The 24625-nt window shown below is 63.6% G+C and carries 24 protein-coding genes and 6 tRNA genes; 25 read left to right on the top strand and 5 right to left on the bottom strand.

Features of this window, described 5'->3' with window-relative positions:
- Positions 1–40 precede the first annotated feature (40 nt).
- From PVT67_RS05220 to PVT67_RS05210, 3 genes are all read right to left on the bottom strand, one after another.
- The gene (locus tag PVT67_RS05220; protein ID WP_301498563.1) at positions 41–463 is read right to left on the bottom strand and encodes a hypothetical protein; all 423 of its coding nucleotides are present in this window, start codon (positions 461–463) and stop codon (positions 41–43) included.
- 67 nt (positions 464–530) lie between these two features.
- Complete coding sequence (locus PVT67_RS05215) at positions 531–812, bottom strand: hypothetical protein (protein WP_301498561.1); 282 nt, start codon at positions 810–812, stop codon at positions 531–533.
- 74 nt (positions 813–886) lie between these two features.
- Positions 887–1381, bottom strand: coding sequence for a GFA family protein (locus tag PVT67_RS05210; RefSeq protein WP_301498559.1), 495 nt, complete (start codon positions 1379–1381; stop codon positions 887–889).
- Between the two features lie 313 nt (positions 1382–1694).
- On the opposite strand from PVT67_RS05210, the gene PVT67_RS05205 reads away from it, so the two are divergent.
- The 9 genes from PVT67_RS05205 to PVT67_RS05165 all read left to right on the top strand — a co-directional run bounded on the left by PVT67_RS05205 (position 1695) and on the right by PVT67_RS05165 (position 6536).
- Complete coding sequence (locus PVT67_RS05205) at positions 1695–3056, top strand: bifunctional enoyl-CoA hydratase/phosphate acetyltransferase (RefSeq protein ID WP_301498557.1); 1362 nt, start codon at positions 1695–1697, stop codon at positions 3054–3056.
- Positions 3053–4168 carry an acetate/propionate family kinase gene (locus PVT67_RS05200; RefSeq protein WP_301498554.1) on the top strand — a complete coding sequence of 372 codons (1116 nt, stop codon included), beginning with the start codon at positions 3053–3055 and terminating at the stop codon, positions 4166–4168. The genes PVT67_RS05205 and PVT67_RS05200 overlap by 4 nt, the downstream gene beginning before the upstream one ends.
- A 116-nt stretch (positions 4169–4284) precedes the next feature.
- The gene (locus tag PVT67_RS05195; RefSeq protein WP_301498552.1) at positions 4285–5796 is read left to right on the top strand and encodes a GGDEF domain-containing protein; all 1512 of its coding nucleotides are present in this window, start codon (positions 4285–4287) and stop codon (positions 5794–5796) included.
- Between the two features lie 122 nt (positions 5797–5918).
- Positions 5919–5995 (top strand) — tRNA-Met (locus PVT67_RS05190).
- Between the two features lie 8 nt (positions 5996–6003).
- Positions 6004–6088, top strand: a tRNA-Leu gene (locus PVT67_RS05185).
- 4 nt (positions 6089–6092) lie between these two features.
- Positions 6093–6167 (top strand) — tRNA-Gln (locus PVT67_RS05180).
- Between the two features lie 98 nt (positions 6168–6265).
- Positions 6266–6342 (top strand) — tRNA-Met (locus tag PVT67_RS05175).
- A 9-nt stretch (positions 6343–6351) separates the two neighbouring features.
- Positions 6352–6426 (top strand) — tRNA-Gln (locus tag PVT67_RS05170).
- A gap of 35 nt (positions 6427–6461) precedes the next feature.
- Positions 6462–6536 (top strand) — tRNA-Gln (locus PVT67_RS05165).
- An 83-nt stretch (positions 6537–6619) separates the two neighbouring features.
- Here PVT67_RS05165 and PVT67_RS05160 read toward each other — a convergent pair.
- Positions 6620–7759: an FAD-dependent monooxygenase gene (locus PVT67_RS05160; RefSeq protein ID WP_301498550.1), complete on the bottom strand. Its 1140-nt coding sequence runs from the start codon at positions 7757–7759 to the stop codon at positions 6620–6622.
- 232 nt (positions 7760–7991) lie between these two features.
- Here PVT67_RS05160 and PVT67_RS05155 point away from each other — a divergent pair, with 232 nt between their 5' ends.
- The 6 genes from PVT67_RS05155 to lnt all read left to right on the top strand — a co-directional run bounded on the left by PVT67_RS05155 (position 7992) and on the right by lnt (position 13694).
- Positions 7992–8258, top strand: a complete 267-nt coding sequence (locus PVT67_RS05155) for a DUF3718 domain-containing protein (protein WP_301498548.1) — start codon at positions 7992–7994, stop codon at positions 8256–8258.
- Between the two features lie 139 nt (positions 8259–8397).
- Positions 8398–9840, top strand: a complete 1443-nt coding sequence (miaB, locus tag PVT67_RS05150; RefSeq protein ID WP_301498546.1) for a tRNA (N6-isopentenyl adenosine(37)-C2)-methylthiotransferase MiaB — start codon at positions 8398–8400, stop codon at positions 9838–9840.
- Positions 9841–9898: 58 nt separating this feature from the next.
- The gene (locus PVT67_RS05145) at positions 9899–10882 is read left to right on the top strand and encodes a PhoH family protein (protein WP_301499647.1); all 984 of its coding nucleotides are present in this window, start codon (positions 9899–9901) and stop codon (positions 10880–10882) included.
- Positions 10879–11343: an rRNA maturation RNase YbeY gene (gene ybeY, locus PVT67_RS05140; RefSeq protein ID WP_301498544.1), complete on the top strand. Its 465-nt coding sequence runs from the start codon at positions 10879–10881 to the stop codon at positions 11341–11343. The genes PVT67_RS05145 and ybeY overlap by 4 nt, the downstream gene beginning before the upstream one ends.
- An 18-nt stretch (positions 11344–11361) precedes the next feature.
- On the top strand, positions 11362–12219 hold the full coding sequence (gene corC / locus PVT67_RS05135; protein ID WP_301498541.1) for a CNNM family magnesium/cobalt transport protein CorC: 858 nt from the start codon (positions 11362–11364) through the stop codon (positions 12217–12219).
- Complete coding sequence (gene lnt, locus PVT67_RS05130) at positions 12216–13694, top strand: apolipoprotein N-acyltransferase (RefSeq protein WP_301498539.1); 1479 nt, start codon at positions 12216–12218, stop codon at positions 13692–13694. Before corC ends, lnt begins: the two co-directional genes overlap by 4 nt.
- An 82-nt stretch (positions 13695–13776) precedes the next feature.
- Here lnt and PVT67_RS05125 read toward each other — a convergent pair whose 3' ends face one another.
- On the bottom strand, positions 13777–14229 hold the full coding sequence (locus tag PVT67_RS05125; protein ID WP_301498537.1) for a zinc ribbon-containing protein: 453 nt from the start codon (positions 14227–14229) through the stop codon (positions 13777–13779).
- A 137-nt stretch (positions 14230–14366) separates the two neighbouring features.
- Here PVT67_RS05125 and leuS point away from each other — a divergent pair, with 137 nt between their 5' ends.
- From leuS to PVT67_RS05075, 10 genes are read left to right on the top strand one after another with little or no spacing between them, the layout of a single operon-like run.
- A complete protein-coding gene (leuS, locus tag PVT67_RS05120) occupies positions 14367–16949 on the top strand; it encodes a leucine--tRNA ligase (protein WP_301498535.1) in 2583 nt (860 codons plus the stop codon).
- Positions 16950–16958: 9 nt separating this feature from the next.
- Positions 16959–17414, top strand: coding sequence for an LPS-assembly lipoprotein LptE (locus PVT67_RS05115; RefSeq protein WP_301498533.1), 456 nt, complete (start codon positions 16959–16961; stop codon positions 17412–17414).
- Positions 17414–18442, top strand: coding sequence for a DNA polymerase III subunit delta (gene holA, locus PVT67_RS05110; RefSeq protein WP_301498529.1), 1029 nt, complete (start codon positions 17414–17416; stop codon positions 18440–18442). Before PVT67_RS05115 ends, holA begins: the two co-directional genes overlap by 1 nt.
- Positions 18439–19071 (top strand): nicotinate-nucleotide adenylyltransferase, encoded by a 633-nt coding sequence (gene nadD, locus PVT67_RS05105; RefSeq protein WP_301498527.1) that lies wholly within the window; start codon positions 18439–18441, stop codon positions 19069–19071. The genes holA and nadD overlap by 4 nt, the downstream gene beginning before the upstream one ends.
- Before the next feature lie 36 nt (positions 19072–19107).
- Positions 19108–19425, top strand: coding sequence for a ribosome silencing factor (rsfS, locus tag PVT67_RS05100; protein ID WP_301498525.1), 318 nt, complete (start codon positions 19108–19110; stop codon positions 19423–19425).
- Entirely contained in the window at positions 19425–19892 is a 468-nt protein-coding gene (gene rlmH, locus PVT67_RS05095; protein WP_301498523.1) for a 23S rRNA (pseudouridine(1915)-N(3))-methyltransferase RlmH, read from the top strand. The genes rsfS and rlmH overlap by 1 nt, the downstream gene beginning before the upstream one ends.
- 1 nt (position 19893) lies before the next feature.
- A complete protein-coding gene (gene mrdA / locus PVT67_RS05090; RefSeq protein WP_301498521.1) occupies positions 19894–21771 on the top strand; it encodes a penicillin-binding protein 2 in 1878 nt (625 codons plus the stop codon).
- Positions 21755–22852, top strand: a complete 1098-nt coding sequence (gene rodA, locus PVT67_RS05085) for a rod shape-determining protein RodA (RefSeq protein WP_301498519.1) — start codon at positions 21755–21757, stop codon at positions 22850–22852. Before mrdA ends, rodA begins: the two co-directional genes overlap by 17 nt.
- 10 nt (positions 22853–22862) lie before the next feature.
- Positions 22863–23801 (top strand): lytic murein transglycosylase B, encoded by a 939-nt coding sequence (gene mltB / locus PVT67_RS05080; protein ID WP_301498517.1) that lies wholly within the window; start codon positions 22863–22865, stop codon positions 23799–23801.
- The gene (locus PVT67_RS05075; RefSeq protein ID WP_301498514.1) at positions 23791–24621 is read left to right on the top strand and encodes a septal ring lytic transglycosylase RlpA family protein; all 831 of its coding nucleotides are present in this window, start codon (positions 23791–23793) and stop codon (positions 24619–24621) included. The genes mltB and PVT67_RS05075 overlap by 11 nt, the downstream gene beginning before the upstream one ends.
- The last annotated feature ends 4 nt before the right edge of the window (positions 24622–24625 follow it).

The raw sequence follows: 24625 nt of genomic DNA, 5'->3' as shown, positions 1-24625 counted from the left end.
TGGATCGAAAAAAGCCGCCCTTGGGCGGCTTTTTTGTTGCCTATATCCAGATCCAGGCGTCCAACAGGACAAGCCCGAAAATGAAGAAGGCTTCCGCAGCGCACCGACGCTCCCCCACATCCCAGAAAGGGCTCTCGTCTGATAACACGGCCAAGAGATCGGCGTTCACGGCCGCCCAGACGAAGAGCGCGGGCAAGATCGCCAACATCAGGTAGACGTTGGCGGCCCCTCTGGGGGATTGCGCCAGGAAAGTAGCCAATTCATAGGTGCCTGGAGCAAGGGTCTTCAGCTTTGCCAGCAAGAGCAGGTGTGAAAAGAAAAGCAGCATGGCGAGCCAGGCCGCCTTGGAGCCGAGTATCCGCGATACCAAAGCTGGCAGCTGATCCTGTTGGCTGCCCCGTACGCCAAGGCCTGCCACCCAGACCAACAGTGAAACCAGGAGATAGCAAGACTGGAGTGCCACAGGCCGCCCTTTAACGCAGAGAGTGGCCGACAATCCTAAAGGAAAAGCCGCCCCTTGGGCGGCTTTTTCAGTAACCCACCAGCTGCATCGCCAGCGCCAGGTAGCAGATAAAGCCGGCGATGATGCCGCCGGCCATGGCGCTGCTCTTGACGTCCCTAGCCCAGGCGGGCCGGCAGAGGTAAAGGGAGCCGAAGGTGCCAAGGCCGGCCAGCAGGGCGCCCATCAACAACAGGGCCAGGCCGCCGGGATGTCCTTCACCGAGATACCAGTAATACGCCCAGGTGGAACCGACGACCAGGGCGTTGCCGGAACAGCTCAGGGGTAACGCCCATCTTGAGTTCGGCTTCATGATGCCGCCTTCAAATGTTATGGACCTGTTAAATATATAGCCCATTTTTTGTACTTGGCGGCTTGGCTGGGTTTTTAGCCGCTGGGCAGACCGGCCCTGGCCAGCATGGCTTCCCGGCGTTTCAGGCTCTCTTCCGGCCAATACTGGTCGCGCTGGTAGTACTGGGGTACAGCCGGAGCCCCATCGCCCAGCTGCAACCAGGGTTGCTTGGAATCGGTGAAGATATGGATATCGGGCGACAGCAGGTCGGGGTTGTCCAGGGTGCCGACCCGTATGAAGGACACCAGCTTGCCGGCCCCGGCGTAATGGCTCCAGAGGGCCAGGTGGCAATGGGGGCAACGGGCGATCAGCTGGCCCTTGCCGCTTTCCGACGGTGTCTCTACCCAGAGGGGCTCACCGCAGAGCAGGGTCAGGCGCTCGGACTCTATCATGGCGTTAAGGGCGAAGGCGGCACCGCTTTCCCGCTGGCACCAGCGGCAATGGCAGCAGTGCACGAACAGGGGAGCCGTTTCGATACGGTAACGCAGGTAGCGGCAGTCGCAACCGCCTTCCTGGGGAAAGCTGTTCATGGGATCCCTCCTTTAGCTTGGGTTTGCCTACCTTAGGCAGTGAACTCAAACAGTACCTGATTTCGGGGCTGGCCCAAAAGGCTGCCGCCAAGGCCGCCTAAGCAAAGTTGCCAACACCGGAGGCATCCCTTGGGAGCGCGGCCTGCAAGCGGGGTAAAACTTCAGTCCGCCGGTGATCTCCCGGCCGCCCATTATTTGATCTGGACTATAAAAAGGCACTGGGGCCTGGCGCATCATGAACCAGGGGCCCTGCCCCCTAAAAATGGTTGCCAGGGAAGCCGGCAGCCCAAGCCTGCCCGCCAAAGGTAACGCCATGAGCCAGGAACTGCTGAGCAATATTCCCTTCGACCAGTTGCAGGTGGGGCAAAGCGCCAGCCTGAGACGCACCCTGACCGAGGAAGACATCAAACTGCTGGATCTGGTGTCCGGTGAATCCGACGGCCAAGGCAACGGCTACGGCATCTGGGCGGCCTCACAGATAACCACAGTGCTCAGCACCCTGCTGCCTGGCCCGGGCAGCCGCCTGCTGGCCCAACAGCTGCGTTTCCTGAAACCCCTGGATCCCGGCCATGAAGTGCAGGTGGCATTGACGGTCAGGGAAAAGGCCGAAGACAGCCCGACAGTGGTGCTGGACTGCCTGTGCCGCAATGCCCTGGGGGAAACCCTGGTGGAGGGCAGCGTCACGGCCCTGGCCCCGACGGCGCCCCACCAGGTGCCAAGGCCTTCCCTGCCCCGGGTGGAGCTCTACCGGGACCACTACCAGGCGGTGCTGGCCCGCTGCAAGGAACTGGCCCCGGTCCCCACCGCCGTTGTCCATCCCGTGGACGCCAATGCCCTCAGGGCCGTGAAGGAAGCGGCCGAACAGGGGCTTATCGAACCTGTGCTGGTGGGACCCCAGGCACGGATCCTGGCTGCGGCCCGGGAGAGCGGCATCGACATCCAGGGCTGGCCTCTGCTCGATGCCGAGCACAGCCATGCGGCGGCGGCCAAGGCGGTGCAACTGGCGGCCTCGAGCCAGGTGGCCGCCCTGATGAAAGGGGCCCTGCACAGCGACGAGCTGATGTCGGCCGTGGTGCGCTCGGACAGCGGCCTGCGCACCGAGCGCCGCATCTCCCACGCCTACGTGATGGAGGTGCACGGCTACCACAAGGCGCTGGTGATCACCGATGCCGCCATCAACATAGCCCCCAGCCTGGAGCAGAAGGCCGACATCTGCCAGAACGCAATCGACCTCTGGCGTACCCTCTTTGGCGCCGCGCGCAAGCCCAAGGTGGCGCTGCTCTCGGCGGTAGAGACGGTGACCAGCCGCATGACCTCCACCCTGGACGCCGCCTGCCTTTGCAAGATGGCCGACAGGGGCCAGATCACAGACGCCCTGCTGGACGGCCCCCTGGCCCTGGACAACGCCATCAGCCCCCAGGCCGCCAAGGACAAGGGCATCGCCTCCAAGGTCGCAGGGGATGCCGACATCTTGCTGGTACCGGACATCGAGGCCGGCAACATGCTGGCCAAGCAGCTGACCTTCCTGGGCCACGCCAATGCCGCCGGCATAGTGCTGGGGGCCAGGGTGCCTATCATCCTCACCAGCAGGGCCGACAGCCTGCGCACCCGGCTGCTGTCCTGCGCCGCCGCCCTCTTCCTGGCCGAAGCCCGCCGCAGGGGAGAACTGAAATGACCCAGGCCCTTTTGGTACTCAATACCGGCTCTTCCAGCCTCAAGTTCCGGCTCTTCGCCCTGGCTCCTGGGCTGCCGCTGCTGGCCGGCGGCAAGGTGGAAGACATCGGCCTGGATGCCCGTTTCAAGGCCGATGACGGCCAGGAAGCGGCGCAATTGCAGCCGGTCGCGGCGCCGGACCACCAGGCGGCCCTGCAGGTGGCGCTGGAGTGGCTGGAGCAGCGCCAGAATGGTTGGACCTTGGTGGCGGCCGCCCACCGTATAGTCCACGGCGGCGATCGTTTTGCCGGCCCCACCCGGCTCGATCAGGAGGCCCTGGACTACCTGCACGGCCTTTGTCACCTGGCCCCCTTGCACCAGGCCCATAACCTGGCGGGGGTGGCCACCCTGGCCGCCCGGCGGCCCGATCTGGTCCAATACGGCTGCTTCGACACCGCCTTCCATGCCCGCCACCAACCGCTCTTCCAGCGCTATGCCCTGCCCCTTTGGCTACATCAGAAAGGGGTACGCCGCTACGGCTTCCACGGCCTGTCCTTCGACTGGATAGCCCACTGCCTCAAACAGGACCACCCCCAGTTGGCCGATGCCAGGGTGGTGGCTGCCCACCTCGGCAACGGTGCCAGCCTCTGCGCCATCAACCAGGGGCAGAGCGTGGACACCACCATGGGCCTGACCGCACTGTCTGGGCTGCCCATGGGTACCCGTTGCGGCGACCTGGACCCGGGGGCCGTGCTCTACATGCAGCGGGAACTGGGCATGAGCCTGGCGGAAACCGAGCACCTGCTGTACCAGGAGTCCGGCCTCAAGGGCTTGTCCGGCCTGACCAACGACGTCAAGACATTGCTGCGCGACCACAGCGACGCGGCCCGCTTCGCCCTCGATTACTTCGCCCTCAAGGTCGCCCAACAGGTGGCGGCCATGGCCGTCTCCATAGGTGGCCTGGACGCCCTGGTCTTCACCGGCGGCATAGGGGAAAACGCAAGACCGGTGCGCAAGGCCATATTGGCCCGGCTGGCGTTCCTGGGGCCTTTCCCCAGCCTGGTGATCCCCGCCAACGAGGAGCGCTGCATGGCGATGGAGATCCAGGAAAGCTTCTACGCAGGGTCCGCTTAAGAAAGCGCTGGCAAGGCGCACGGCTACGGGTAAAGATGGACTGGATCCCGGTCTGGAAGTGTTAACATCATGGAGAAATGGATTTTCATAAAAACACGAATACCTAGAAAGGCAAGATGGCAGACAACAGCCCAAGCCATAAGGTAGTGCCCTTGGATAAAGCCCCTATTACCGCTCCCATGAAGAGGCTGCAGCAGAAGATCCGCATCAATTCGCTGCTGCTGCGCGCCACTTGGCTTGGCCCCCTGGTGCTGGGCCTGCTTTGGCTGGCGATGTGGCGGGTATCGGCCCTTCTGGAATACGCCCCCCACGTCAGTGTCTGGTTTCCACCGGCGGCGGTCAGCTTTGCGGCCCTGCTGCTGCTGGGAAGAAAGGCGCTGCTGCCCTTGCTGTGTGCCGCCCTGCTGGCCACCTTCTGGGAAGATGACCTCTACCAGTCCCACCAACCCTGGCAGCAACTGCTGCTGTCGGGCGGCCTCTTCGGCGCCGCCCACCTGCTCTCCTACGGGGTAGGGGCGGCGGCACTCAACTGGGTGATAGCCCGTACCCAGCGTCAGAAGCTGCCGGCGGCCATACTGGCGATGCTGGTGCTGGGAGCCATTTCGGCCCTGCTGGCGGCTCTGCTTGGCACCCAGGCGCTGGTTGTCGGCGGCATCATGGACCAGGAAGAGGCGGCCCAAAGCTGGCTACCCTGGTGGATAGGGGACCTGGTGGGCGTGGTGGTGCTGACGCCGCTGTTCATCTCCGTCATCAGCAGGCTCTACCCCAAGAGCGGCGCCTGGCTCAGCCAACTGGGCCTGCGCCACCTCAGGGAGCCATTGCTGCCCTATATCGTCAAGCTGCTGGCCAGCATGGCGCTGCTGCTCCTGACCATGGCCTTGACCGCCGATTTCCGTTACCCCGATGTGGCCTTCACCGCCTTCTTCCTGAGTATCCCCCAGATGTGGATCGTCTACACCGAGAGCCCGCTGCGCAGCGGCCTCAGCCTGGCCCTGCTCAGCACCCTGACCGCCCTCGGCATCAAGTGGTTCGGCTTGGGGGATCACGCCCTCATCTACCAGTTCGCCATCAATGTGCTGGCCGCCAGCACCTACTTCGGCCTGACGGTGCCGATACTGGCCAGCCATAACAGCCAGCTCCGCCAGATGGTGCTGATGGATAGCCTGACCCAGGTGGCTTCCCGCAGCCATTTCTTCGAGCAGGCCAGCCAGGAGATCATGCGCGCCCGCCACTACGGCAAGCCCATCTCCCTGGTCGTCTTTGACATCGACCACTTCAAGGAGATCAACGACAGCTTCGGCCACAGCGTCGGTGACTGCGCCCTGGTGGAGGTGGCCAAGGCCGTCCAGCAGGAGCTGCGCCAGGCCGACCTGCTGGGCCGCTTCGGCGGCGACGAGTTCCTGTTGCTGCTCCCCGGCACCAACCTGGCCGAGGCCTGCCACACGGCCGACCGGCTGCGCCAGGCCATCAAGCAGATAACCGCTGAGGGTCAAAGCCTTGCCGGCAGCTTCGGGGTGGTGGAAGTGGTAGAAGCGGAAAGCCTGATGGCCGCCTTCGACAGGGCCGATGCCCAGCTGCTGGCCGCCAAGCGCGGTGGCCGCGACCAGGTCTGCGCCTCCGCAGGTTGATGGCCAGGTTGGCCAGCGCCCGAGCAGCCCTGACTAAATAGTCGGCAAACAAACAAGGACTTGTACCTTAACCGTTGACGCTGTGCTTTGGTCTCGGCATAATTCGCGCCGTTCGTTACGTTGGCTATGTAGCTCAGTTGGTTAGAGCACATCACTCATAATGATGGGGTCGCAGGTTCGAATCCCGCCATAGCCACCATTCGACGAGCGGAAGTGGCGGAATTGGTAGACGCACTGGATTTAGGTTCCAGCGCCGCAAGGCGTGAGAGTTCAAGTCTCTCCTTCCGCACCAAAATTGGAGTATCGCCAAGCGGTAAGGCAGCGGGTTTTGATCCCGCCATTCCCAGGTTCGAATCCTGGTACTCCAGCCATATTCCTGGTGTTCGCCCAAGGCGGATATCAAAGGGACAGGCAGTTGACGAGAGCCTCCGGCTCCTGAATAATTGCCAGCCCTGACAAGTTTTAGTGTGGCTATGTAGCTCAGTTGGTTAGAGCACATCACTCATAATGATGGGGTCGCAGGTTCGAATCCCGCCATAGCCACCATGATTTTGCTGGAGTATCGCCAAGCGGTAAGGCAGCGGGTTTTGATCCCGCCATTCCCAGGTTCGAATCCTGGTACTCCAGCCATTATTCAGCATCCCAAGAAGATGCAACCAGCTTGCTGGAGTATCGCCAAGCGGTAAGGCAGCGGGTTTTGATCCCGCCATTCCCAGGTTCGAATCCTGGTACTCCAGCCATTATTTGAAGACCCGCCCTAGTGGCGGGTTTTTCTTTTCCTGTTCCAGATAAAAGAAAGCCGCCTCGACAGGCGGCTTTCTTGTCAGAGCCCGGCGGCGTATTTCAGCACCTGGCGCTTGAGCGGCGGCGCCAGCCCCAGGCCCCCCATGGCCAGGCCCCTCAGGGTGGCCAGCAGCGGGTTGCGGTTGGAAAAGCCCTTGTAGCAGGCGTCCATCATGCCCTGCATCAAGAGGTTATGGGGGCGTCTCGCCCGCGCATAGGCCTTGAGCTGGGCATAGCTCCACCAGGCCTCACCCCGGGCAAAGGCGCCACCGATCAGGCTATCCAGAACTTCCACGTCCCGAAAGCCAAGGTTGACCCCCTGCCCCGCCAGGGGGTTGATGGTATGGGCCGCGTCCCCCACCAGCCAGACACCGTTCTGGCCATAGCGCTGGGCATGGCGGCGGGTCAGCGGGAAATTGCCGTGGCGCAGCACCTCGACCTCTCCCAGCAGGGCCGGGAAGGCCCTCTTGGCCTCTTCGGCAAGGCGGGCATTGTCGAGGCTGGCCAGGCGCTTGATCTCAGCGGCGCTGTCGTACCAGGCCAGCACCGCCTGGTTGTCAGGCATGGGCAGCCAGGCCCTGGGGCCTTCGGGGGTGAATTCCTGCCAGGTGGTGTCCGCCATCTGCCCCTGGGTTTTTACCGCCACCAGCAGGCAGCGTTGGCGGTAGTCCCAACCGGTCAGGCCGATACCGGCCTGGCTGCGCAGCCAGGAGTTGGCGCCGTCGGCGGCTATGGCCAGCCGCGCCTCTATGACCTCGCCGTTATCCAGAGTCAGCGTCACACCGCCATCCCCATGGTGGAAATCCTTGGGACTGGCCAGCACCGGTGTCACTTCATCCGGCAGCGCCTCCCAGATGGCCTTTTGCAGCCGGGCATTTTCGATAAAGAGCCCCAATTGCTCCAGCCCCAGCTCATCGGCGCTGAACTGGCATTGGTTTGCCCCTTCGGCCACCTGCAGCTGGCGGTAGGGCTGGCACTGCGCCAGTGGTAACTCGACCCCCAGCCGCCCCAGGTACCGCAGGGCGCCTTCACTGATGGCGCTGACCCTGGGGTCCAGTTCGGCGGGCAGGACAGGAGCTTGGCGCTCAACCAGCACCACCTCCATACCCTGGCGCCCAAGAGCCAAGGCCAGAGCCGCCCCCACCATGCCACCACCAACGATAACCAGCTCCGTTTTCATAACCATTCCTTCTGAACCACCAGAGGCATTCTACCCCCGGTTACCCCCAGACATCTTTACTTACCAATGATAAAAAAACTTACATTTGCGCAAAAAACAATCAGGAACTTTCCCCTGTCTAACCCTCTGCCACAAGACAAGAAGTGGAGCACTCAATATGAAACGTTTCATTCTCATTGCTGCCGGGGCCGTTTTGTTGTCCGCGCCTGCCATGGCAGCCATGGACAGTTACATGAAGTCTGCACTGGTCGACGTCTGCAAGGCGTCCATCAGCAACAAGACCTTCCTCCTTACCCATAAAGTCAAGGAGTATCGTCTGACCTATCCTACCATCGCCGCCAAGCTGGTCTGCAACGGCCAGTCTGTCTACAACTTCGCCAAGGACTATGGTGCCGACCGCACAGCTGCCCAGATATTCGAGCGTGGCCGCATGGGTGTGGTCACCATCCAGGATATTTCCATGGTACCGGACAACGAACGCTGGTACGTCAGCTTCTAACCCTGCCAGCATGCCATCCCCGCCTCGGGGGTGGCTTGCTTCTGATCATGAAACCCCTTTTCTGCGCTGTGGTAGCCCTTGCTGCCTTGGGGTAGAATATGGGGTCTTTTTTCGTCCCGAAGTTGCAGGTATTAGATCCATGGGCAAGAAGTTGCACATCAAAACCTGGGGTTGCCAGATGAACGAGTACGATTCGGCCAAGATGGCGGATCTGCTGGGCAGCACCCATGGGCTCAGCGTCACCGAGATCCCGGAAGAAGCCGATGTGCTGCTGCTCAATACCTGCTCCATCCGCGAGAAGGCCCAGGAGAAGGTGTTCCACCAGCTGGGCCGCTGGAAAGAGCTGAAGAAGACCAATCCCGAGCTCATCATCGGCGTCGGCGGCTGCGTGGCCTCCCAGGAAGGGGAATTCCTGCGTGAACGCGCGCCTTTCGTTGACATCGTCTTCGGCCCCCAGACCCTGCACCGCCTGCCTGAGATGATCAACCAGGTGCGCGGCACCAAGGCCCCCATAGTCGACATCTCCTTCCCGGAAATCGAGAAATTCGACCGCCTGCCCGAGCCCAAGGCCGAAGGCCCCAGCGCCTTCGTGTCCATCATGGAAGGCTGCTCCAAGTACTGCTCCTTCTGCGTGGTGCCCTACACCCGCGGTGAGGAAGTGAGCCGCCCCGTTGACGACGTCCTCTATGAAGTCGCCCAACTGGCCGAACAGGGCGTGCGGGAAGTGAACTTGCTGGGCCAGAACGTCAACGCCTTCCGCGGTGCCACCCACGACGGCGGCATCTGCTCCTTCGCGGAACTCTTGCGCCTGGTGGCGGCCATCGACGGCATCGACCGCATCCGTTACACCACCAGCCACCCGGTGGAGTTCACCGACGACATCATCGAGGTCTACCGCGACACCCCCGAAGTGGTGAGCTTCCTGCACCTGCCGGTGCAAAGCGGCTCCGACCGGGTGCTGACCCTGATGAAGCGCAATCACACGGCCCTGGAGTACAAGTCCAAGATCCGCCGCCTGCGCGAGGCCCGCCCCGATCTCTGCCTGAGCTCTGACTTCATCGTCGGCTTCCCCAACGAGTCCGACGAGGACTTTGCCCAGACCATGAAGCTCATCGCCGACATCGGCTTCGACCAGAGCTTCAGCTTCGTCTACTCGGCCCGCCCCGGCACCCCGGCTGCGGACATTCCCGATGACGTGACCGAGGACACCAAGAAGCAGCGCCTCTACATACTGCAGGAGCGCATCAACCAGCAGGCCATGCAGATCAGCCGCCGCATGCACGGCACAGTGCAGCGTATCCTGGTGGAAGGCCCCTCCAAGAAGAATCTGATGGAGCTGCGCGGCCGCACCGAGAACATGAGGGTGGTCAACTTCGAAGGCGACCCGGCCCTGATCGGCACCTTCGTGGACGTCGAGATCACCGAAGTACTGCCCCATTCCCTGCGCGGCAAGCTGGTGCGCACCGAACCGGAAATGGGCCTGCGGGTGGCGATAAGCCCCGCCGACATCATGGCCCAATACGACGCCCGCAACGGCAAGGCCGACGCCCTTGGCGTCACCACCTTTGACCCCAGAGCCTAAGAGGACCCCCTTGGCTAACCCTTTACTGACTGTCAGCGTCTTTCTCGAGCCCGCCGACATGGACCGCCTGGCGGCCCTGTGCGGGCCCTTCGATGATAACCTCAAGCAGATAGAGCGCCGCCTGGGCGTCGAGATCAACTACCGCGACAACCACTTCCAGGTGCTGGGCAAGGCCCTGGTCGCCAAGGCGGTGGCCGATCTCCTGAAGAACCTCTACGTGGAAACGGCCCCGGTCAAGGGCAAGACCCAGGATCTGGATCCCCAGGACGTGCACCTGGCCATCCAGGAACTGAAGGTGCTGGAAGCCGAAGACGGCCTGGACCAGGCCAAGGAGATCTTCGTCAAGACCAAGCGCGGCGTGGTCAAGCCCCGCACCCCCAACCAGGGCCAATACATCCAGAACATCTTCCGCCACGACATCTGTTTCGGGGTAGGCCCGGCCGGTACCGGCAAGACCTACCTGGCGGTGGCCTGCGCCGTGGACGCCCTGGAGCGCCAGGAAGTGCGCCGTATCCTCTTGACCCGTCCGGCCGTAGAGGCGGGCGAGAAGCTGGGCTTCCTGCCCGGGGATCTCAGCCAGAAGGTCGACCCCTACCTGCGCCCCCTCTACGACGCCCTCTTCGAGATGCTGGGTTTCGAGAAGGTCGAGCGCCTCATCGAGCGCAACGTCATCGAAGTGGCGCCGCTGGCCTACATGCGCGGCCGCACCCTCAACGACGCCTTCGTGATCCTCGACGAGAGCCAGAACACCACCGTCGAACAGATGAAGATGTTCCTGACCCGCATCGGCTTCAACTCCAAGGCGGTGATCACCGGCGACATCACCCAGGTGGACCTGCCCCGCAGCACCCGCTCAGGCCTGCGTCACGCCATCGAAGTGCTACGTGACGTGGAAGAGGTGTCCTTCAACTTCTTCCAGTCCGGTGACGTGGTCCGCCACCCTGTGGTGTCCAAGATCATCAACGCCTACGAAGCCTTCGAGGAAGAGCAGGAGCGCCAGAAGGCGGTCCGCAAGCAGGAAAACCAGGAGCCCAAGGCATGAGCCTCTATCTCGATCTGCAAATCGCCAGCCTCGCCAAGGATCTGCCCAGCCAGGAAGACTTCGAACTCTGGGTCGGCAAGGCCCTGGAAGGCAGCGGCCGGGATGAGACCGAACTGACGGTGCGCATCGTCGACGAGGAAGAAGGCCTGGAGCTCAACAGCCAGTACCGCGGCAAGGATTACGCCACCAACGTGCTGTCCTTCCCCTTCGAGGTGCCGGACGGCATAGAGCTGCCGCTGCTGGGGGATCTGGTGATCTGCGCCGGCGTGGTGGCCTCTGAGGCCGCCGAGCAGGGTAAGGCCCCCCAGGCCCACTGGGCCCATCTGGTCATCCACGGCACCTTGCATTTGCTGGGGTATGACCATATAAAGGACGAGGACGCGGAGCTGATGGAAGGCAAGGAAATTGCTCTTCTCCAGGCGCTGGGTTATCCCGACCCCTACGGCGACCGCGACATTTAATTTTTGGTTTAAAGGACTATGAGCGACGACAACCCCCACTCGAGTCAGGGCTCTTCAAAGAGCTGGCTGGAGCGATTGAGCCATTTCTTTTCCGACGAGCCCAAGAACCGTGACGATCTGATGGTGGTGATCGAAAGCGCCACCGACCGGGAGCTTATCGACGCCCAGACCAAGGAGATGATCCAAGGGGTGCTGGACGTCTCCGAGCTTCGCGTCAGGGACATCATGATCCCCCGCAGCCAGATCGTGGCCATCGACAAGAGCCAATCGGTGCAGGAATTCCTGCCCACCATCATCGAATCGGCCCACTCCCGTTTCCCGATCATCAACGAAGACAAGGACCACGTCGAAGGCATACTGCTGGCCAAGGATCTGCTCAAGTACGCCTTCGGCGAAGCCCAGGACTTCGATCTCGACATGGTCAAGCGCCCGGCCGTCATAGTGCCCGAGTCCAAGCGGGTGGACGTGCTGCTCAAGGAGTTCCGCTCCGGCCGCTTCCACATGGCCATCGTCGTCGATGAATTCGGCGGCGTCTCCGGCCTGGTCACCATAGAGGACATCCTCGAAGAGATCGTCGGCGACATCGAAGACGAGTACGACGCCGAGGACGACGAAGGGGACGACATCCGCCGCCTCACCAACCGCAACTTCGCGGTGGCGGCCCTCACCTCCATCGAAGACTTCAACGAGCACTTCGGCAGCCACTTCTCCGACGAGGACGTGGACACCGTCGGCGGCCTGGTGATGCACGCCTTCGGGCACCTGCCGGCCCGGGGCGAGGAAGTGGCGTTGGCGGGCTTCAACTTCAAGGTCACCCGCGCCGACAAGCGCCGCCTGCTCCAACTCCAGGTCACATTGCCAGAAGAACAGGAATGATCCTCCACCGTCTCAAAGCACCCCTGGCAGCCTGGCTGCTGGGGGGCCTGAGCCACCTGGCTTTCGCCCCCTATCACCAGGCCTGGTTGCTGCTGTTCACCCTACCGCTCTGGCTTTGGCAACTGGAAGGCAGGGGCCCGCGCCAAGGCGCCTGGCTGGCCTTCGCCTTCGGCTTCGGCTTCTTCCTCACCGGTGTGGCCTGGGTCCATGTCTCCATAGTGCAGTTCGGTGGCCTGCCCCTGGCCGTCAGCATGCTGTTCATGGCCATACTGGCCGGTTACCTGGCCCTTTACCCGGCCTTGCTGGGTTACCTCCTCAACCGCTTCTTTCCCCTGCCCGGCTGGCCCCGTTACCTCGTTGCCCTGCCGGTACTCTGGATTGGCAGCGAGTGGCTGCGCGGCTGGGTACTGACCGGCTTTCCCTGGCTGAACCTGGGTGCCAGCCAGTTGGACAGCCCCTTCGGCAACTGGCTGCCCATCGGCTCCGAGGCCCTGGCCGGCTTCATGCTGATGCTCTGTGTCGGCGCCCTGGCGCTTTGCCGCCAGCAAAAAGCCTGGGCCCTGGCGGCCCTTGGCCTTATCGGCCTGTCCCTGCTGCTGCCCCGGCATTGGGTCACCCCCACCGGCAAGACGCTCAAGGTGGCCCTGGTCCAGGGCAATATCCCCCAGAGCCTCAAGTGGAACCCGGACAGCCTGGAGCCGACCTTGCTCAAGTACCAGGACCTGACCCGCCCGGCCATGGGCGCCGACCTGGTGCTCTGGCCCGAGGCGGCGGTGCCGGACCTTGAGCCCATGGAGCAGCCTTTCCTGGCGCAGCTCGACGCCGTCGCCGCCTTTCGCCACACCAGCCTGGTGACCGGCATCATCGACTACCACTTAGGCAACGACAGCTACTTCAACACCGTCATCGTCCTGGACGGCAACTACAGTTACGGCGATGCCAACCGCTACAACAAGCACCATTTGCTGCCCATCGGCGAGTTCGTGCCCTTTGCCGAGCTGCTGCGCCCCATAGCCCCCTTCTTCAACCTGCCCATGTCCGACTTCGCCCGAGGCCCCTTGGTGCAGCCCAACCTCGAGGTGGCGGGACACAAGGCGGCCATGGCCATCTGCTACGAAGTGGCCTTCTCCGGCCAGGTCCGGGCCAATGTGCAGCCCGATACGGATCTCTTGATGACGGTATCCAACGACGCCTGGTTCGGCGATTCCATAGGCCCCTGGCAGCATCTGCAGATAGCCCAGGTGCGGGCCCGGGAGCTGGGCCGGCCCATGCTGCGCGCTACCAACGACGGCGTCACCGCCACCATGGACGCCGATGGCCATATCCAGCGCCAGTTGCCCCGCTTCGTGCCGGCCGTACTCAATGACGAGATAGTCCTGGTCAGCGGCCAGACCCCTTACGGCCGCTTCGGCCTGCTGTGGTGCTGGCTGCTGCTGCCTTTCTCCTGGCTGGGTTGGCGCTTTCGGCTGAAATGAAAAAAGCCCCGGCAAGGGGCTTTTGCGAATGGGGTATGTGGACCCAGTATGAAAAAGCCCGGGATAACCCGGGCTTTTCTTGTCAGGCGCCTTGCAACTCCCGCTGGAAATGGTCGTTGCCGCACTGGGGGCAGAGGGGAATGCGCCCCGGGTGATAGAAGTGCATCACGAAACCGCAGCGTACGCAGCGCAGAGCTCCGAAGCCGATGTAATCGTCGCTGCTGTAACCGTCAGGATGGGCCAGATCCCGCACCATGCTCTGCCAGCCAAGGGCTGTCTGGTCGGCGGCGTCGTAGAGCAGCTTCCACAGCTCCTCGGCACGGGGGTCCACCTCCCCTTCCTGGGCGGCCAGGGCCTTGAGATCGTCCTTGAGCTTGGCTTCCACCAGGGCCCATTCGTCCTTGGTCAGCTCGCCGGCGGCGTGGAGAAATTCCCTGGCTTCTTCCAAGAGGGCGTCGAAGCGGGCCTCAACCTCGCCTTCCTTGATGCGTTTTTTCAGTTCGTCCAGCAGGCGCTGGTACCCTTTGATGGTCATAACGGCACTCCTTGATTTCCTTCCTAGATACGCCTTCAGGCGCCGCTTTGCAAGTTGGCAAAGGTGGGTGGCAGGGGGGCTTTGCGCAAGGTATCCTATGGCGATTATCTTCAGCCCCATTCGCCATGCGGTAAGTCATGCAAGAACAATACGATCACAGTGCCATCGAGCCCCAGGTACAGCGCCACTGGGAAGCCAACCAGACCTTCGTGGTCAACGAAGACGACAACAGGGAAAAGTTTTACTGCCTTTCCATGTTCCCCTATCCCTCGGGCCGCCTGCACATGGGCCATGTGCGCAACTACACCCTCGGGGACGTGATCGCTCGTTACCAGCGCATGCAGGGCAAGAACGTGCTGCAGCCCATGGGCTGGGACGCCTTCGGCCTGCCGGCCGAGAACGCCGCCATCAAGAACAACACGGCGCCGGGCAAGTGGACCTACGAGAACATCGAGTACATGAAGGGCCAGCTCAAGATGCTGGGCTTCGGCTACGACTGGACCCGTGAAGTCACCACCTGCCGCCCCGAGTACTACCGCTGGGAGCAGTGGTTCTTCACCAAGCTTTACGAGAAGGGCCTGGTCTACAAGAAGATGGCCACCGTCAACTGGGACCCGGTTGACCAGACGGTATTGGCCAACGAACAGGTGGTGGACGGCCGCGGCTGGCGTTCCGGCGCCCTGGTGGAGCAGAAGCAGATCCCCCAGTGGTTCGTGAAGATCACCGACTACGCCGAAGAGCTGCTCAATGATCTTGAGAAGCTCGAAGGTTGGCCCGAGACCGTCAAGTCCATGCAGAGCCACTGGATCGGCCGCTCCGAAGGGGTCGAGCTGAGCTTCGACATCAAGGGCCAGGCCGCCAAGCTGGACGTCTACACCACGCGCCCCGACACCCTGATGGGCGTCACCTATGTGGGCATCGCCGCCGGCCACCCCCTGGCCGAACAGGCCGCCAAGGGCTTCCCCGAGCTGGCCGAATTCATCGACGAATGCAAAAACACCAAGGTCGCCGAGGCCGAGATGGCCACCATGGAGAAGAAGGGCATGGACACCGGCCTCAAGGCCATCCATCCCCTGACCGGCGCCGAAGTCCCGGTATGGGTCGCCAACTTCGTGCTGATGGATTACGGCACCGGCGCCGTCATGGCCGTCCCCGGCCATGACCAGCGCGATCACGAATTTGCCAGCAAGTACGATCTGGACATCAAGCAGGTCATCAAGCCGGTCGAAGGCGACTGGGACATCAGTGAGGCCGCCTTCACCGAGAAGAGCGGCGTGCTGGTCAACTCCGGCGAGTTCGACGGCCTGGCCTTCGAGGCCGCCTTCAACGCCATCGCCGACAAGCTGGTGGCCCTGGGCCACGGCCAGCGCAAGGTCAACTACCGCCTGCGCGACTGGGGCGTGTCCCGCCAGCGCTACTGGGGCGCCCCCATCCCCATGCTGACCCTCGAAGACGGCACCACTGTGCCTGTACCCGAAGACAGACTGCCGGTGTTGCTGCCCGAAGACGTGGTGATGGACGGCATCACCAGCCCCATCAAGGCCGACCCCCAGTGGCGCAAGACCACCTATAATGGCGCGCCTGCCGAGCACGAGACCGACACCTTCGACACCTTCATGGAGTCCAGCTGGTACTACGCCCGTTATGCCAGCGCCAACACCACCGACGCCATGCTCGACCCGGCCAAGGCCAACTACTGGCTGCCGGTAGACCAGTACGTGGGCGGCATAGAGCACGCCGTGATGCACCTGCTCTATTCGCGCTTCTTCCACAAGCTGCTCCGTGACGAAGGCCTGGTCGATTCCGACGAGCCCTTCAAGCGCCTGCTCTGCCAGGGCATGGTGCTGGCCGACGGCTTCTACCACGTCAACGAAAAGGGTGGCCGCGACTGGATCTCCCCCCTGGACGTGACAGTGGAGCGCGACGACAAGGGCCGCATCACCAAGGCCTTCGACCAGGACGGCCGTGAGCTGGTCTACGACGGCATGTCCAAGATGTCCAAGTCCAAGAACAACGGCATCGACCCCCAGGTGATGGTGGAGCGTTACGGCGCCGATACCGTGCGCCTGTTCATGATGTTCGCCGCGCCGCCGGAGCTGACCCTGGAGTGGATCGAGTCCGGCGTCGAAGGGGCCAACCGCTTCATCAAGCGCCTCTGGAAACTGGCCTTCGAACACCAGGCCAAGGGCCCTGTTGCCGCCCTGGATCTGGCCGCCCTCAACAACGACCAGAAGGCCCTGCGCCGCGAGCTGCACAAGACCATCGCCAAGGTGGGCGACGATCTGGGCCGCCGCCAGACCTTCAACACCGCCATCGCCGCCGTGATGGAACTCTTGAACAGGCTGGCCCGTGCACCCCAGGACTCCGAACAGGACCGCGCCCTGCTGCAAGAAGCCCTGATGAGCGTCACCTTGCTGCTGCACCCCATCATCCCCCACGTCACCACGGCCCTTTACCAGGCCCTGGGCGGCGAAGGCGAGATAGTGAACGCCCCCTTCCCCGCTGCCGACGAGGCCGCCCTGGTGGAAGACGAGAAACTGGTGGTGCTGCAGGTCAACGGCAAGGTGCGTGGCAAGGTGACGGTTCCGGCCGGTATCGGCAAGGACGAACTGGAAGCCCTGGCCATGCAGGACGACAACGTCAAGCGCTTCCTGGACGGCGTCACTGTGCGCAAGGTCATCATAGTGCCGGGTAAACTGGTCAACATCGTCGCCAACTAAGGACAACCTATGCGCTGGCTCCTCCTCTCGCTGACATTGCTGGCAAGCGGCTGTGGTTTTCACCTCAAGGGCAGCTACGAGATGCCCGCCGCCTACCGGCAGGTGACCCTCACCAGCTTCGACCAGTATGCCCGCATCACCACGCTGGTGTCCCAGAGCCTGGCCGGCAGCGGCGTGGCCCTGGGCCAGGGTCCCGAGGTGCATATCCTCAGCGACAACCTGGACCGCCAGACCCTGAGCCTGTTCAGCACAGGCCAGGTGGCGGAATACGAGCTGGTCTACAGCCTGAAATGGCAGCTGATCCGGGAAGGCCAGGAGCCGCAGGTGCACGTCATCGAAGTGCGCCGCGACTACCAGGACGACCCGGCCCGCACCCTGGCCAAGGACAGGGAGCGGGACCTGCTGCTGGAGGAGATGCGCAAGGAAGCGGCGGACCGCCTGGTCCGGCAACTGGCCCTGGACTGATGCAGATCCGCGGCCCCCAGCTCGGTGAAGCCCTCAAGCGCCAGCCCTCCTGGGTGCTGGTGTTCGGGGACGACGCCTTCCTGGTGGAAGAGGCCCTGGACAAGGTCCGGGGCCATGCCCGCCGCTGGGGCAGCGAGGAAAGGCTCAGTTTCAGCAATGACGGCGGCTTCGACTGGAGCCTGCTCAGGGCCGAATACCAGAGCCTCTCCCTCTTCGCCTCCCGGCGCCTTATCGAGCTGAACCTGGCCCAGAAGCCAGACGAGGCCGGTAAACAACTGCTGCTGGAGCTCACCCAGCATCCCAATCCCGATGTGTTGCTGGTCATTCGCGGCCCCCGTGCCGAGAAAGGCGTCAGCAACGCCCCCTGGTTCAAGACCATGAGCGAGCAGGGCCTCTACCTGCCCCTCTACCCCCTTGGCGACCGGGAATTCCCCGGCTGGCTGGCCCGTAAGCTTCAGGACGCCGGCTTCAAGCCGACCCCGGGCGCTATCCAGGCCCTGGCCCATTTCACCGAAGGCAACCTGCTGGCCGCCGCCCAGGAAGTGGAAAAGCTCGGCCTGCTGCACCCCCCCGGCCCCCTGAGCGAAGAGGACGTGGCCCTGGCGGTGCTGGACCATGCCCGCTTCGACCTCTTCCAGTGGACGGACGCCCTCTTGGGCGAGGATCCGGCCAAGGCGCTGCGGGTGCTGGCAAGGGTGATGGAGGAAGGCACGGAGCCGCCGCTGCTGCTCTGGGCTTTGGGCCGCGAGCTGGACAGCCTGCTTTCACTTTCCACCAGCGGCAATGTCCAGGCCGAGCTTGGCAAGAGGCGTATGCCGCCCCAGCGCAAGGGCCTCTATCTTGCCGCCCTCAAACGCCTCTCCGCCGGCCGGCTCCGCCAGATAGGCCGGCACCTGGCCTGGCTGGATCAACACTTCAAGACTCAGGACGGCAGCAGCGTCGAGCAGGGCCTCAAGGATCTGACCCTCGCCTTCTTCCCCGGCCGACGGCCGCCACTGCCGGTGATACGCCCGGAGCTGGCGCCATGAAGCCCTTGGGTTTGTTTGGCGGGACTTTCGATCCCATACATAACGGCCATCTGCGCCTGGCCGTGGAAGTGCTGGAGGCCTTCGGCCTCGAAAGCCTCAGCCTGCTGCCCAACAAGGCGCCGCCCCACCGCGCCCAGCCCCTGGCCGACGCCGGCCAGCGTCTGGCCATGGCACGGCTGGCGGTGGAAGGGGTGCCGGGGCTCAAGGTCGACGACATCGAGCTCAGGCGCGCCGGCCATTCCTATACGGTGGACACCCTGGAGGCCTTTGCCGGCGAGCATCCGGGCCGGCCGCTGCTGTTCGTGATGGGCATGGACAGCCTGCTGTCCTTCACCAGTTGGCACCGCTGGCAGCGGATTTTGGAACTGGCCTCCCTGGCCGTGTGCTGCCGCCCCGGCCACCTGCTGGACCCCCTGGCCCTCGACACCCGCCTGGCCAGCTGCCTCGGCGAGGGGCCTGTGACGGGCCCCGGCGCCATCCGGGCCCTGACCACCACAGAGCTGGCCATCTCCGCCACCGACATCCGCGCCAGGATAGCCCAGGGCCAGCGCCTGGATTTCCTGGTCCCCCAGGCCGTGGCCCAATACATTGAGGCCCAAGGCCTGTACCGAACGCCCGCCGCTTCGTGATAAACTCCCGCCTTCCGATTTTTTGCAGGTAAAGACATGAACGGCGAACAACTGAAAGATTTTGTTGTCGACAAGGCTGACGACCTGAAAGCCGTGGATATCAAGGCCCTTGATGTGCGCGGCAAGTCATCCGTCACTGAATTTTTGGTGGTCTGCTCCGGCACCTCCCGTACCCACGTCAACGCCATCGCCGAGAACGTCGTCACCGAAGCCAAGCATGCCGGCCTCCAGCCGCTCGGCATCGAAGGCAAGGCGGGCGGCGAATGGGTGCTGGTTGACCTGGGTGACGTGGTACTGCACGTGATGCAGGAACAGACCCGCGATTTCTACCAACTGGAAAAACTCTGGAGCTGATGAAGCTCAAGTTGATCGCCGTCGGTCAGAAGATGCCCGCCTGGGTGACCGAAGGCTTTACCGAGTACCAACGCCGCTTTCCCCGTGACTGTCCCCTGGAGCTCATCGAGATCCCGGCCGGCAAGCGCGGCAAGAACGCCGACATCCCCCGCATCCTGGACAAGGAAGGGGAACTGATGTTGGCCCAGGCCCAGGGCTGTTGCATCCTCACCCTGGATATTCCTGGCAAGCCCTGGGACACCCACCAGCTCGCCGAGCAATGGACCCGCTGGCAGCAGGACGGCCGTGATGTCGCCATCATGGTCGGGGGCCCGGAAGGCCTGGCCCCGGCCGTCAAGGCGGCGGCCGAGCAGTCCTGGTCCCTGTCCAGGCTCACCCTGCCCCATCCCCTGGTGCGGGTGGTGATGGCCGAGGCCCTCTACCGGGCCTGGAGCCTCAACAACAACCACCCCTACCACAGGGAGTAGCATGGCCCGCCAGAAGGTACAGATCCGCGACCACGGCTTTGAAGCGTCCCTGTTCTGGCGCCGTGCCCTGTTCTGCCTGCTGGTGGTGCTGCTCTGTTTCGGCGGCCTGGTGGCCAACCTCTACCACCTGCAAGTGGTGGAGTACCAGAACTACCAGGTCCGTTCCAACGACAACCGCATCAAGCTGGTGCCTGTGGCCCCCAACCGCGGCATCATCTACGACCGCAACGGCGTGGTGCTGGCCGAGAACAGGCCCGTCTTCTCCCTGGAAGTGGTGCCCGAGCAGGTCAAATCCTGGGACCAGCCCCTGGCCGACCTCAAGGCGCTGCTGGGCATAGACGACGACACCCTGGCCGATTTTCGCGAGTCCCTCAAAGGGGTGCGCCGCTTCAAGAAGGTGCCGCTGCTGGAGGAGATGAGCGAGCAGCAGGTGGCGCTGTTCTCGGTCAACCAATACCGCTTCCCCGGCTTTTCCGTCGAGGCCCGCCTCAAGCGCTACTACCCCTACGGTGACGCCCTCACCCACGTGTTGGGCTATGTGTCGCGGATCAACGACAAGGATCTCCAGGATCTTGCCGAAAAGGACCAGCTCTCCAACTACGCCGCCACCCATGAGATAGGCAAGCTGGGCGTGGAGCGCTATTACGAGGATACCCTGCACGGCCAGGTGGGCTACATGGAGGTGGAGGTCAACAACCGCGGCCGGGCCGTGCGTACCCTGCGTTTCGAACCGCCGGTGCCGGGCAAGGATCTCACCCTCAACATCGACTTGAACCTCCAGCTCAAGGCCCAGCAGCTGCTGGAAGGCCGCCGCGGCGCCATCGTCGCCATAGATCCCAACGACGGCGGCGTGCTGGCCATGGCCAGCGCCCCTTCCTACGACCCCAACCTCTTCGTCAAGGGGATCTCCAGCAAGGAATACAACAAGCTGCTGCATTCCCCGGACAGGCCGCTGATCAACCGCGCCACCCAGGGCCGCTACCCGCCGGCCTCCACCGTCAAACCCTTCCTGGCCCTGGTGGGCCTGGAGGAAGACAAGATCACCCCGGCCACCAAGGTCTGGGACCCGGGCTACTTCCAGCTGCCTGGCCTGGAACACAAGTGGCGGGACTGGAAACGCTGGGGCCACGGCTGGGTTGACCTCAAGCGGGCCATCGCCGAGTCCTGCGACACCTATTTCTACACCCTGGCCGTGGATCTGGGCATCGACAAGATCCACGACTGGATGAGCCTGTTCGGCTTCGGCCAGTTCTCGGGCATCGACATCCACGAGGAAAGCAGCGGCGTCATGCCCTCCCCCAGATGGAAGGAGCGCCGCTTCCGCCAGCCCTGGTATACCGGCGACACCATTCCCATCGGCATAGGCCAGAGCTACTGGACAGTGACACCGGTGCAGCTGGCCACCGCCACCACCATCATGGCCAACGCCGGCACCTACCATACGCCGCGCATCCTGAGGGCCACCGGCTCCAAGAGCGGCACCCTGGCCCTGCCCCCCGAGGACAAGCCCGCCGTGGTGGCCAGCCCACTGCACTGGCAGGAAGTGGAAAACGCCATGCACAGGGTGGTGGCCCACCCCACGGGCTCAGGCCACAAGGCCTTCGAAGGCGCCCTGTACAGCGCCGCCGGCAAGACGGGTACGGCCCAGGTGGTGAACATAGCCCAGGACGAGCGTTACGACGCCCACAAGGTCGCTGAGCGCCACAGGGACAACGCCATGTACATCGGCTATGCCCCCTTCGAGGCCCCCAAGATAGTGGTGACAGTGGCCCTGGAGAACATCATCGGCGGCGGCGGCTCAATAGCGGCCCCCCTGGCCCGCCAGATGATGGATTACTACCTGATCGACGAAGGTGCCGCCAATGAACGACAACCGTAGCCTGCTCAACAAGTTGCACATCGACGGCTGGCTGCTGCTGTTCGTGTTGTGCCTGATGGGGGTCAGCCTGGTGGTGGTCTATTCCGCCTCAGGCCAGAACATGGCCATGATGGAACGCCAGCTGGTGCGCCTCTTCCTGGCCCTGGGGGTGACGGCCGTGCTGGCCCAGATCCCCCCCGACGTCTACAAGCGCTGGTCGTTGCCGCTGTTCTCGGTGGGCACCCTGCTGCTGGTGGCGGTATTGGTGGTGGGTGACATCGGCAAGGGCGCCCAGCGCTGGCTGGATCTCGGCTTCATGCGCTTCCAGCCGTCGGAGCTGATGAAACTGGCGGTGCCGATGATGGTGGCCTACTACATCTCCCGCCATCCCCTGCCGCCGACCCTGCTGCAGTTGGTCAAAGGCTTCATGCTGGTGATAGTGCCGACCTTGCTCATCGCCAAGCAGCCTGACTTGGGCACCGCCATCCTCATCGCCGCCTCAGGGGTCTTCGTACTGTTCCTGTCCGGCATGAGCTGGCGCCTGGTGGCGGCGGCCGTCGGCGCCGTCAGCGCCTTCCTGCCGATCCTCTGGTTCTTCCTGATGCGCGACTACCAGCGCCAGCGGGTGCTGACCTTCTTGAACCCCGAGTCCGACCCCCTGGGCAGCGGTTACCACATCATCCAGTCCAAGATCGCCATAGGCTCGGGCGGCCTCTGGGGCAAAGGCTGGCTGCACGGCACCCAGTCCCAGCTGGAATTCCTGCCCGAGCGCCACACCGACTTCATCTTCGCCGTACTGAGCGAAGAGTTCGGCCTGGTGGGGGTGCTCTGCCTGTTGCTGCTCTATCTGGCCATCATCACCCGCGGCCTCTACATCGCCTCCCAGGCCCAGACGGCGTTCAGCCGGCTGTTAGGTGGCGCCATTATCCTGACCTTCTTCGTCTATGTGTTCGTCAACATCGGCATGGTGTCCGGCATGTTGCCGGTGGTGGGGGTTCCCCTGCCCCTGGTCTCCTATGGCGGCACCTCCATGGTGACGCTGATGGCCGGCTTTGGCATCCTGATGGCGATCCATACCCATAAACGCCTGCTGCACAGCTAAGGAAGAAAGGATGGCAAGATGGAAATGGGCACTGCTGGCGGTGCTGGCGCTGCCGGTTTGGGCCGAGATCCCCGCCGACAAGGCCAAGGCCCTGGCGGACCTTTCTGGCCTGAGCCCCGCCGAGGTGCAGAGCGCCTTGGCCGGTGCCGAGAAAAACCAGAAGATCCTCGACGCCATCGCCACCCCCTGGGAAGCCAAGCCCTGGTACCAGTACAGGCCCATCTTCATCACCCCGGAGCGCCTGGCAAAGGGCCTGGCCTTCTGGCATGAGCACGAGGCGGTCCTGGCCAAGGCCCAGGCCCAATACCAGGTGCCTGCGTCGGTCATCGTCGCCATCCTCGGGGTCGAGACCTACTACGGCCAGCACCAGGGGGTCTACCCGGTGCGGGACGCCCTCTATACCCTGGGCTTCTTCTACGAGCCCAGGCAGGATTTCTTCTTCAAGGAACTGGGCCAGTACCTGAAGCTGGCCAAGGAACAGGGCTGGCAGCAGAGCCCGCTCGGCAGCTATGCCGGCGCCATGGGCCAGGGCCAGTTCATTCCGTCGAGCTACCAGCACTTTGCCGTGGATTTCAACGGTGACGGCAAGCGCGATCTCTTCTCGAGCGAAGACGCCATCGGCTCGGTGGCCAACTATTTCCACGAGCACGGCTGGCGCCTGGGCGAGCCGGTGCTGGCCAAGGCCGACATCAAAGGCCAGGCCCCTCTGACCGACGGCCTGGAGATCGACAGCACTGTCGCGGCCCTCAAGGCCCAAGGCGTGGAAGCCGGCAAGGAACTGGGCGGCGACACCCCGGCCAAGCTGTTCGCCTTCGCACTCAAGGACGGCACCGACTATCAGCTGGGCTTTCACAACTTTTACGTGATCACCCGCTACAACCGCTCTCCCCTCTACGCCAGGGCCGTCTGGACCCTGGCCCAGCAGCTGGAGCAGGCCCATGCAGGCTAAATGGCTCTGCTGGTTGCCACTGCTGTGGCTGGCGGGCTGCGCCGGCCCCCAGCGGGGTGAGGCCCCCGGCCAGCAGGGGCGCTACGCCCAGCAAGAGGACGCCTACCCGGTGGACGTGCCGCGCCTTGACCATGTGCAGGACGCCACCGTCACCGACGAACCCTATTCCCGCGCCGGCAACCGCGACTACGAGCTGGGCGGCCAGTTCTACCGGGTGATCAAGGAGCCCAAGGGCTTCGTGCAGGAAGGCTACGCCTCCTGGTACGGCACCAAGTTCCACGGCTACAAGACCTCCAACGGCGAGATCTACGACATGTACGCCATGAGCGGCGCCCACAAGCGGCTGCCGCTGCCGAGCTTCGTGCGGGTCACCAACCTGGACAACGGCCGCCAGGTGGTGGTGCGGGTCAACGACCGCGGCCCCTTCCATGAAGGGCGCATCATCGACCTCTCCTACGCCGCCGCCTATAAGCTGGATATGCTCAAGAAGGGCACGGCCCATGTGCGCCTGGAAGTAGTAACGCCGCCCCAGAAGGAAACGGTGCTGGCCCCCATCAAGGCCCAAAACCCCATCTTCGTGCAGGTGGCTGCCAGCAGCGACCCGGGCCGGGCCGACGCCGCCGGCAAACGCTTGGCGGCCCTGGTCGGCAGCGGCTACCAGGTGGTCCAGGAGCAGGGCCTCTACAAGGTGCAGCTGGGCCCGGCGGCCGATGAACTCAAGGCAGAGGCGCTGATCGAGGCCCTCAAACGCCAGGGTGTCGGTAGGCCTTTCAAAGTTTATGTGGAACCTCAAGGGCAGACTGGGGTCAACATCCCCTGATGCC

Origin of the sequence: Gallaecimonas kandeliae (genome assembly GCF_030450055.1) — a bacterium.
In the GTDB taxonomy this organism is placed as follows: domain Bacteria; phylum Pseudomonadota; class Gammaproteobacteria; order Enterobacterales; family Gallaecimonadaceae; genus Gallaecimonas; species Gallaecimonas kandeliae.
The sequence above is the reverse complement of the archived record's forward strand: the minus strand, read 5'-3'. Positions and strand labels throughout refer to the sequence as shown.

Coding starts and splice junctions, on each gene's coding strand:
- PVT67_RS05215 (WP_301498561.1), bottom strand. CDS start 812: ATGAAGCCGAACTCAAGATGGGCGTTACCCCTGAGCTGTTCCGGCAAC.
- PVT67_RS05210 (WP_301498559.1), bottom strand. CDS start 1,381: ATGAACAGCTTTCCCCAGGAAGGCGGTTGCGACTGCCGCTACCTGCGT.
- PVT67_RS05205 (WP_301498557.1), top strand. CDS start 1,695: ATGAGCCAGGAACTGCTGAGCAATATTCCCTTCGACCAGTTGCAGGTG.
- PVT67_RS05200 (WP_301498554.1), top strand. CDS start 3,053: ATGACCCAGGCCCTTTTGGTACTCAATACCGGCTCTTCCAGCCTCAAG.
- PVT67_RS05195 (WP_301498552.1), top strand. CDS start 4,285: ATGGCAGACAACAGCCCAAGCCATAAGGTAGTGCCCTTGGATAAAGCC.
- PVT67_RS05160 (WP_301498550.1), bottom strand. CDS start 7,759: ATGAAAACGGAGCTGGTTATCGTTGGTGGTGGCATGGTGGGGGCGGCT.
- PVT67_RS05155 (WP_301498548.1), top strand. CDS start 7,992: ATGAAGTCTGCACTGGTCGACGTCTGCAAGGCGTCCATCAGCAACAAG.
- miaB (WP_301498546.1), top strand. CDS start 8,398: ATGGGCAAGAAGTTGCACATCAAAACCTGGGGTTGCCAGATGAACGAG.
- PVT67_RS05145 (WP_301499647.1), top strand. CDS start 9,899: ATGGACCGCCTGGCGGCCCTGTGCGGGCCCTTCGATGATAACCTCAAG.
- ybeY (WP_301498544.1), top strand. CDS start 10,879: ATGAGCCTCTATCTCGATCTGCAAATCGCCAGCCTCGCCAAGGATCTG.
- corC (WP_301498541.1), top strand. CDS start 11,362: ATGAGCGACGACAACCCCCACTCGAGTCAGGGCTCTTCAAAGAGCTGG.
- lnt (WP_301498539.1), top strand. CDS start 12,216: ATGATCCTCCACCGTCTCAAAGCACCCCTGGCAGCCTGGCTGCTGGGG.
- PVT67_RS05125 (WP_301498537.1), bottom strand. CDS start 14,229: ATGACCATCAAAGGGTACCAGCGCCTGCTGGACGAACTGAAAAAACGC.
- leuS (WP_301498535.1), top strand. CDS start 14,367: ATGCAAGAACAATACGATCACAGTGCCATCGAGCCCCAGGTACAGCGC.
- PVT67_RS05115 (WP_301498533.1), top strand. CDS start 16,959: ATGCGCTGGCTCCTCCTCTCGCTGACATTGCTGGCAAGCGGCTGTGGT.
- holA (WP_301498529.1), top strand. CDS start 17,414: ATGCAGATCCGCGGCCCCCAGCTCGGTGAAGCCCTCAAGCGCCAGCCC.
- nadD (WP_301498527.1), top strand. CDS start 18,439: ATGAAGCCCTTGGGTTTGTTTGGCGGGACTTTCGATCCCATACATAAC.
- rsfS (WP_301498525.1), top strand. CDS start 19,108: ATGAACGGCGAACAACTGAAAGATTTTGTTGTCGACAAGGCTGACGAC.
- rlmH (WP_301498523.1), top strand. CDS start 19,425: ATGAAGCTCAAGTTGATCGCCGTCGGTCAGAAGATGCCCGCCTGGGTG.
- mrdA (WP_301498521.1), top strand. CDS start 19,894: ATGGCCCGCCAGAAGGTACAGATCCGCGACCACGGCTTTGAAGCGTCC.
- rodA (WP_301498519.1), top strand. CDS start 21,755: ATGAACGACAACCGTAGCCTGCTCAACAAGTTGCACATCGACGGCTGG.
- mltB (WP_301498517.1), top strand. CDS start 22,863: ATGGCAAGATGGAAATGGGCACTGCTGGCGGTGCTGGCGCTGCCGGTT.
- PVT67_RS05075 (WP_301498514.1), top strand. CDS start 23,791: ATGCAGGCTAAATGGCTCTGCTGGTTGCCACTGCTGTGGCTGGCGGGC.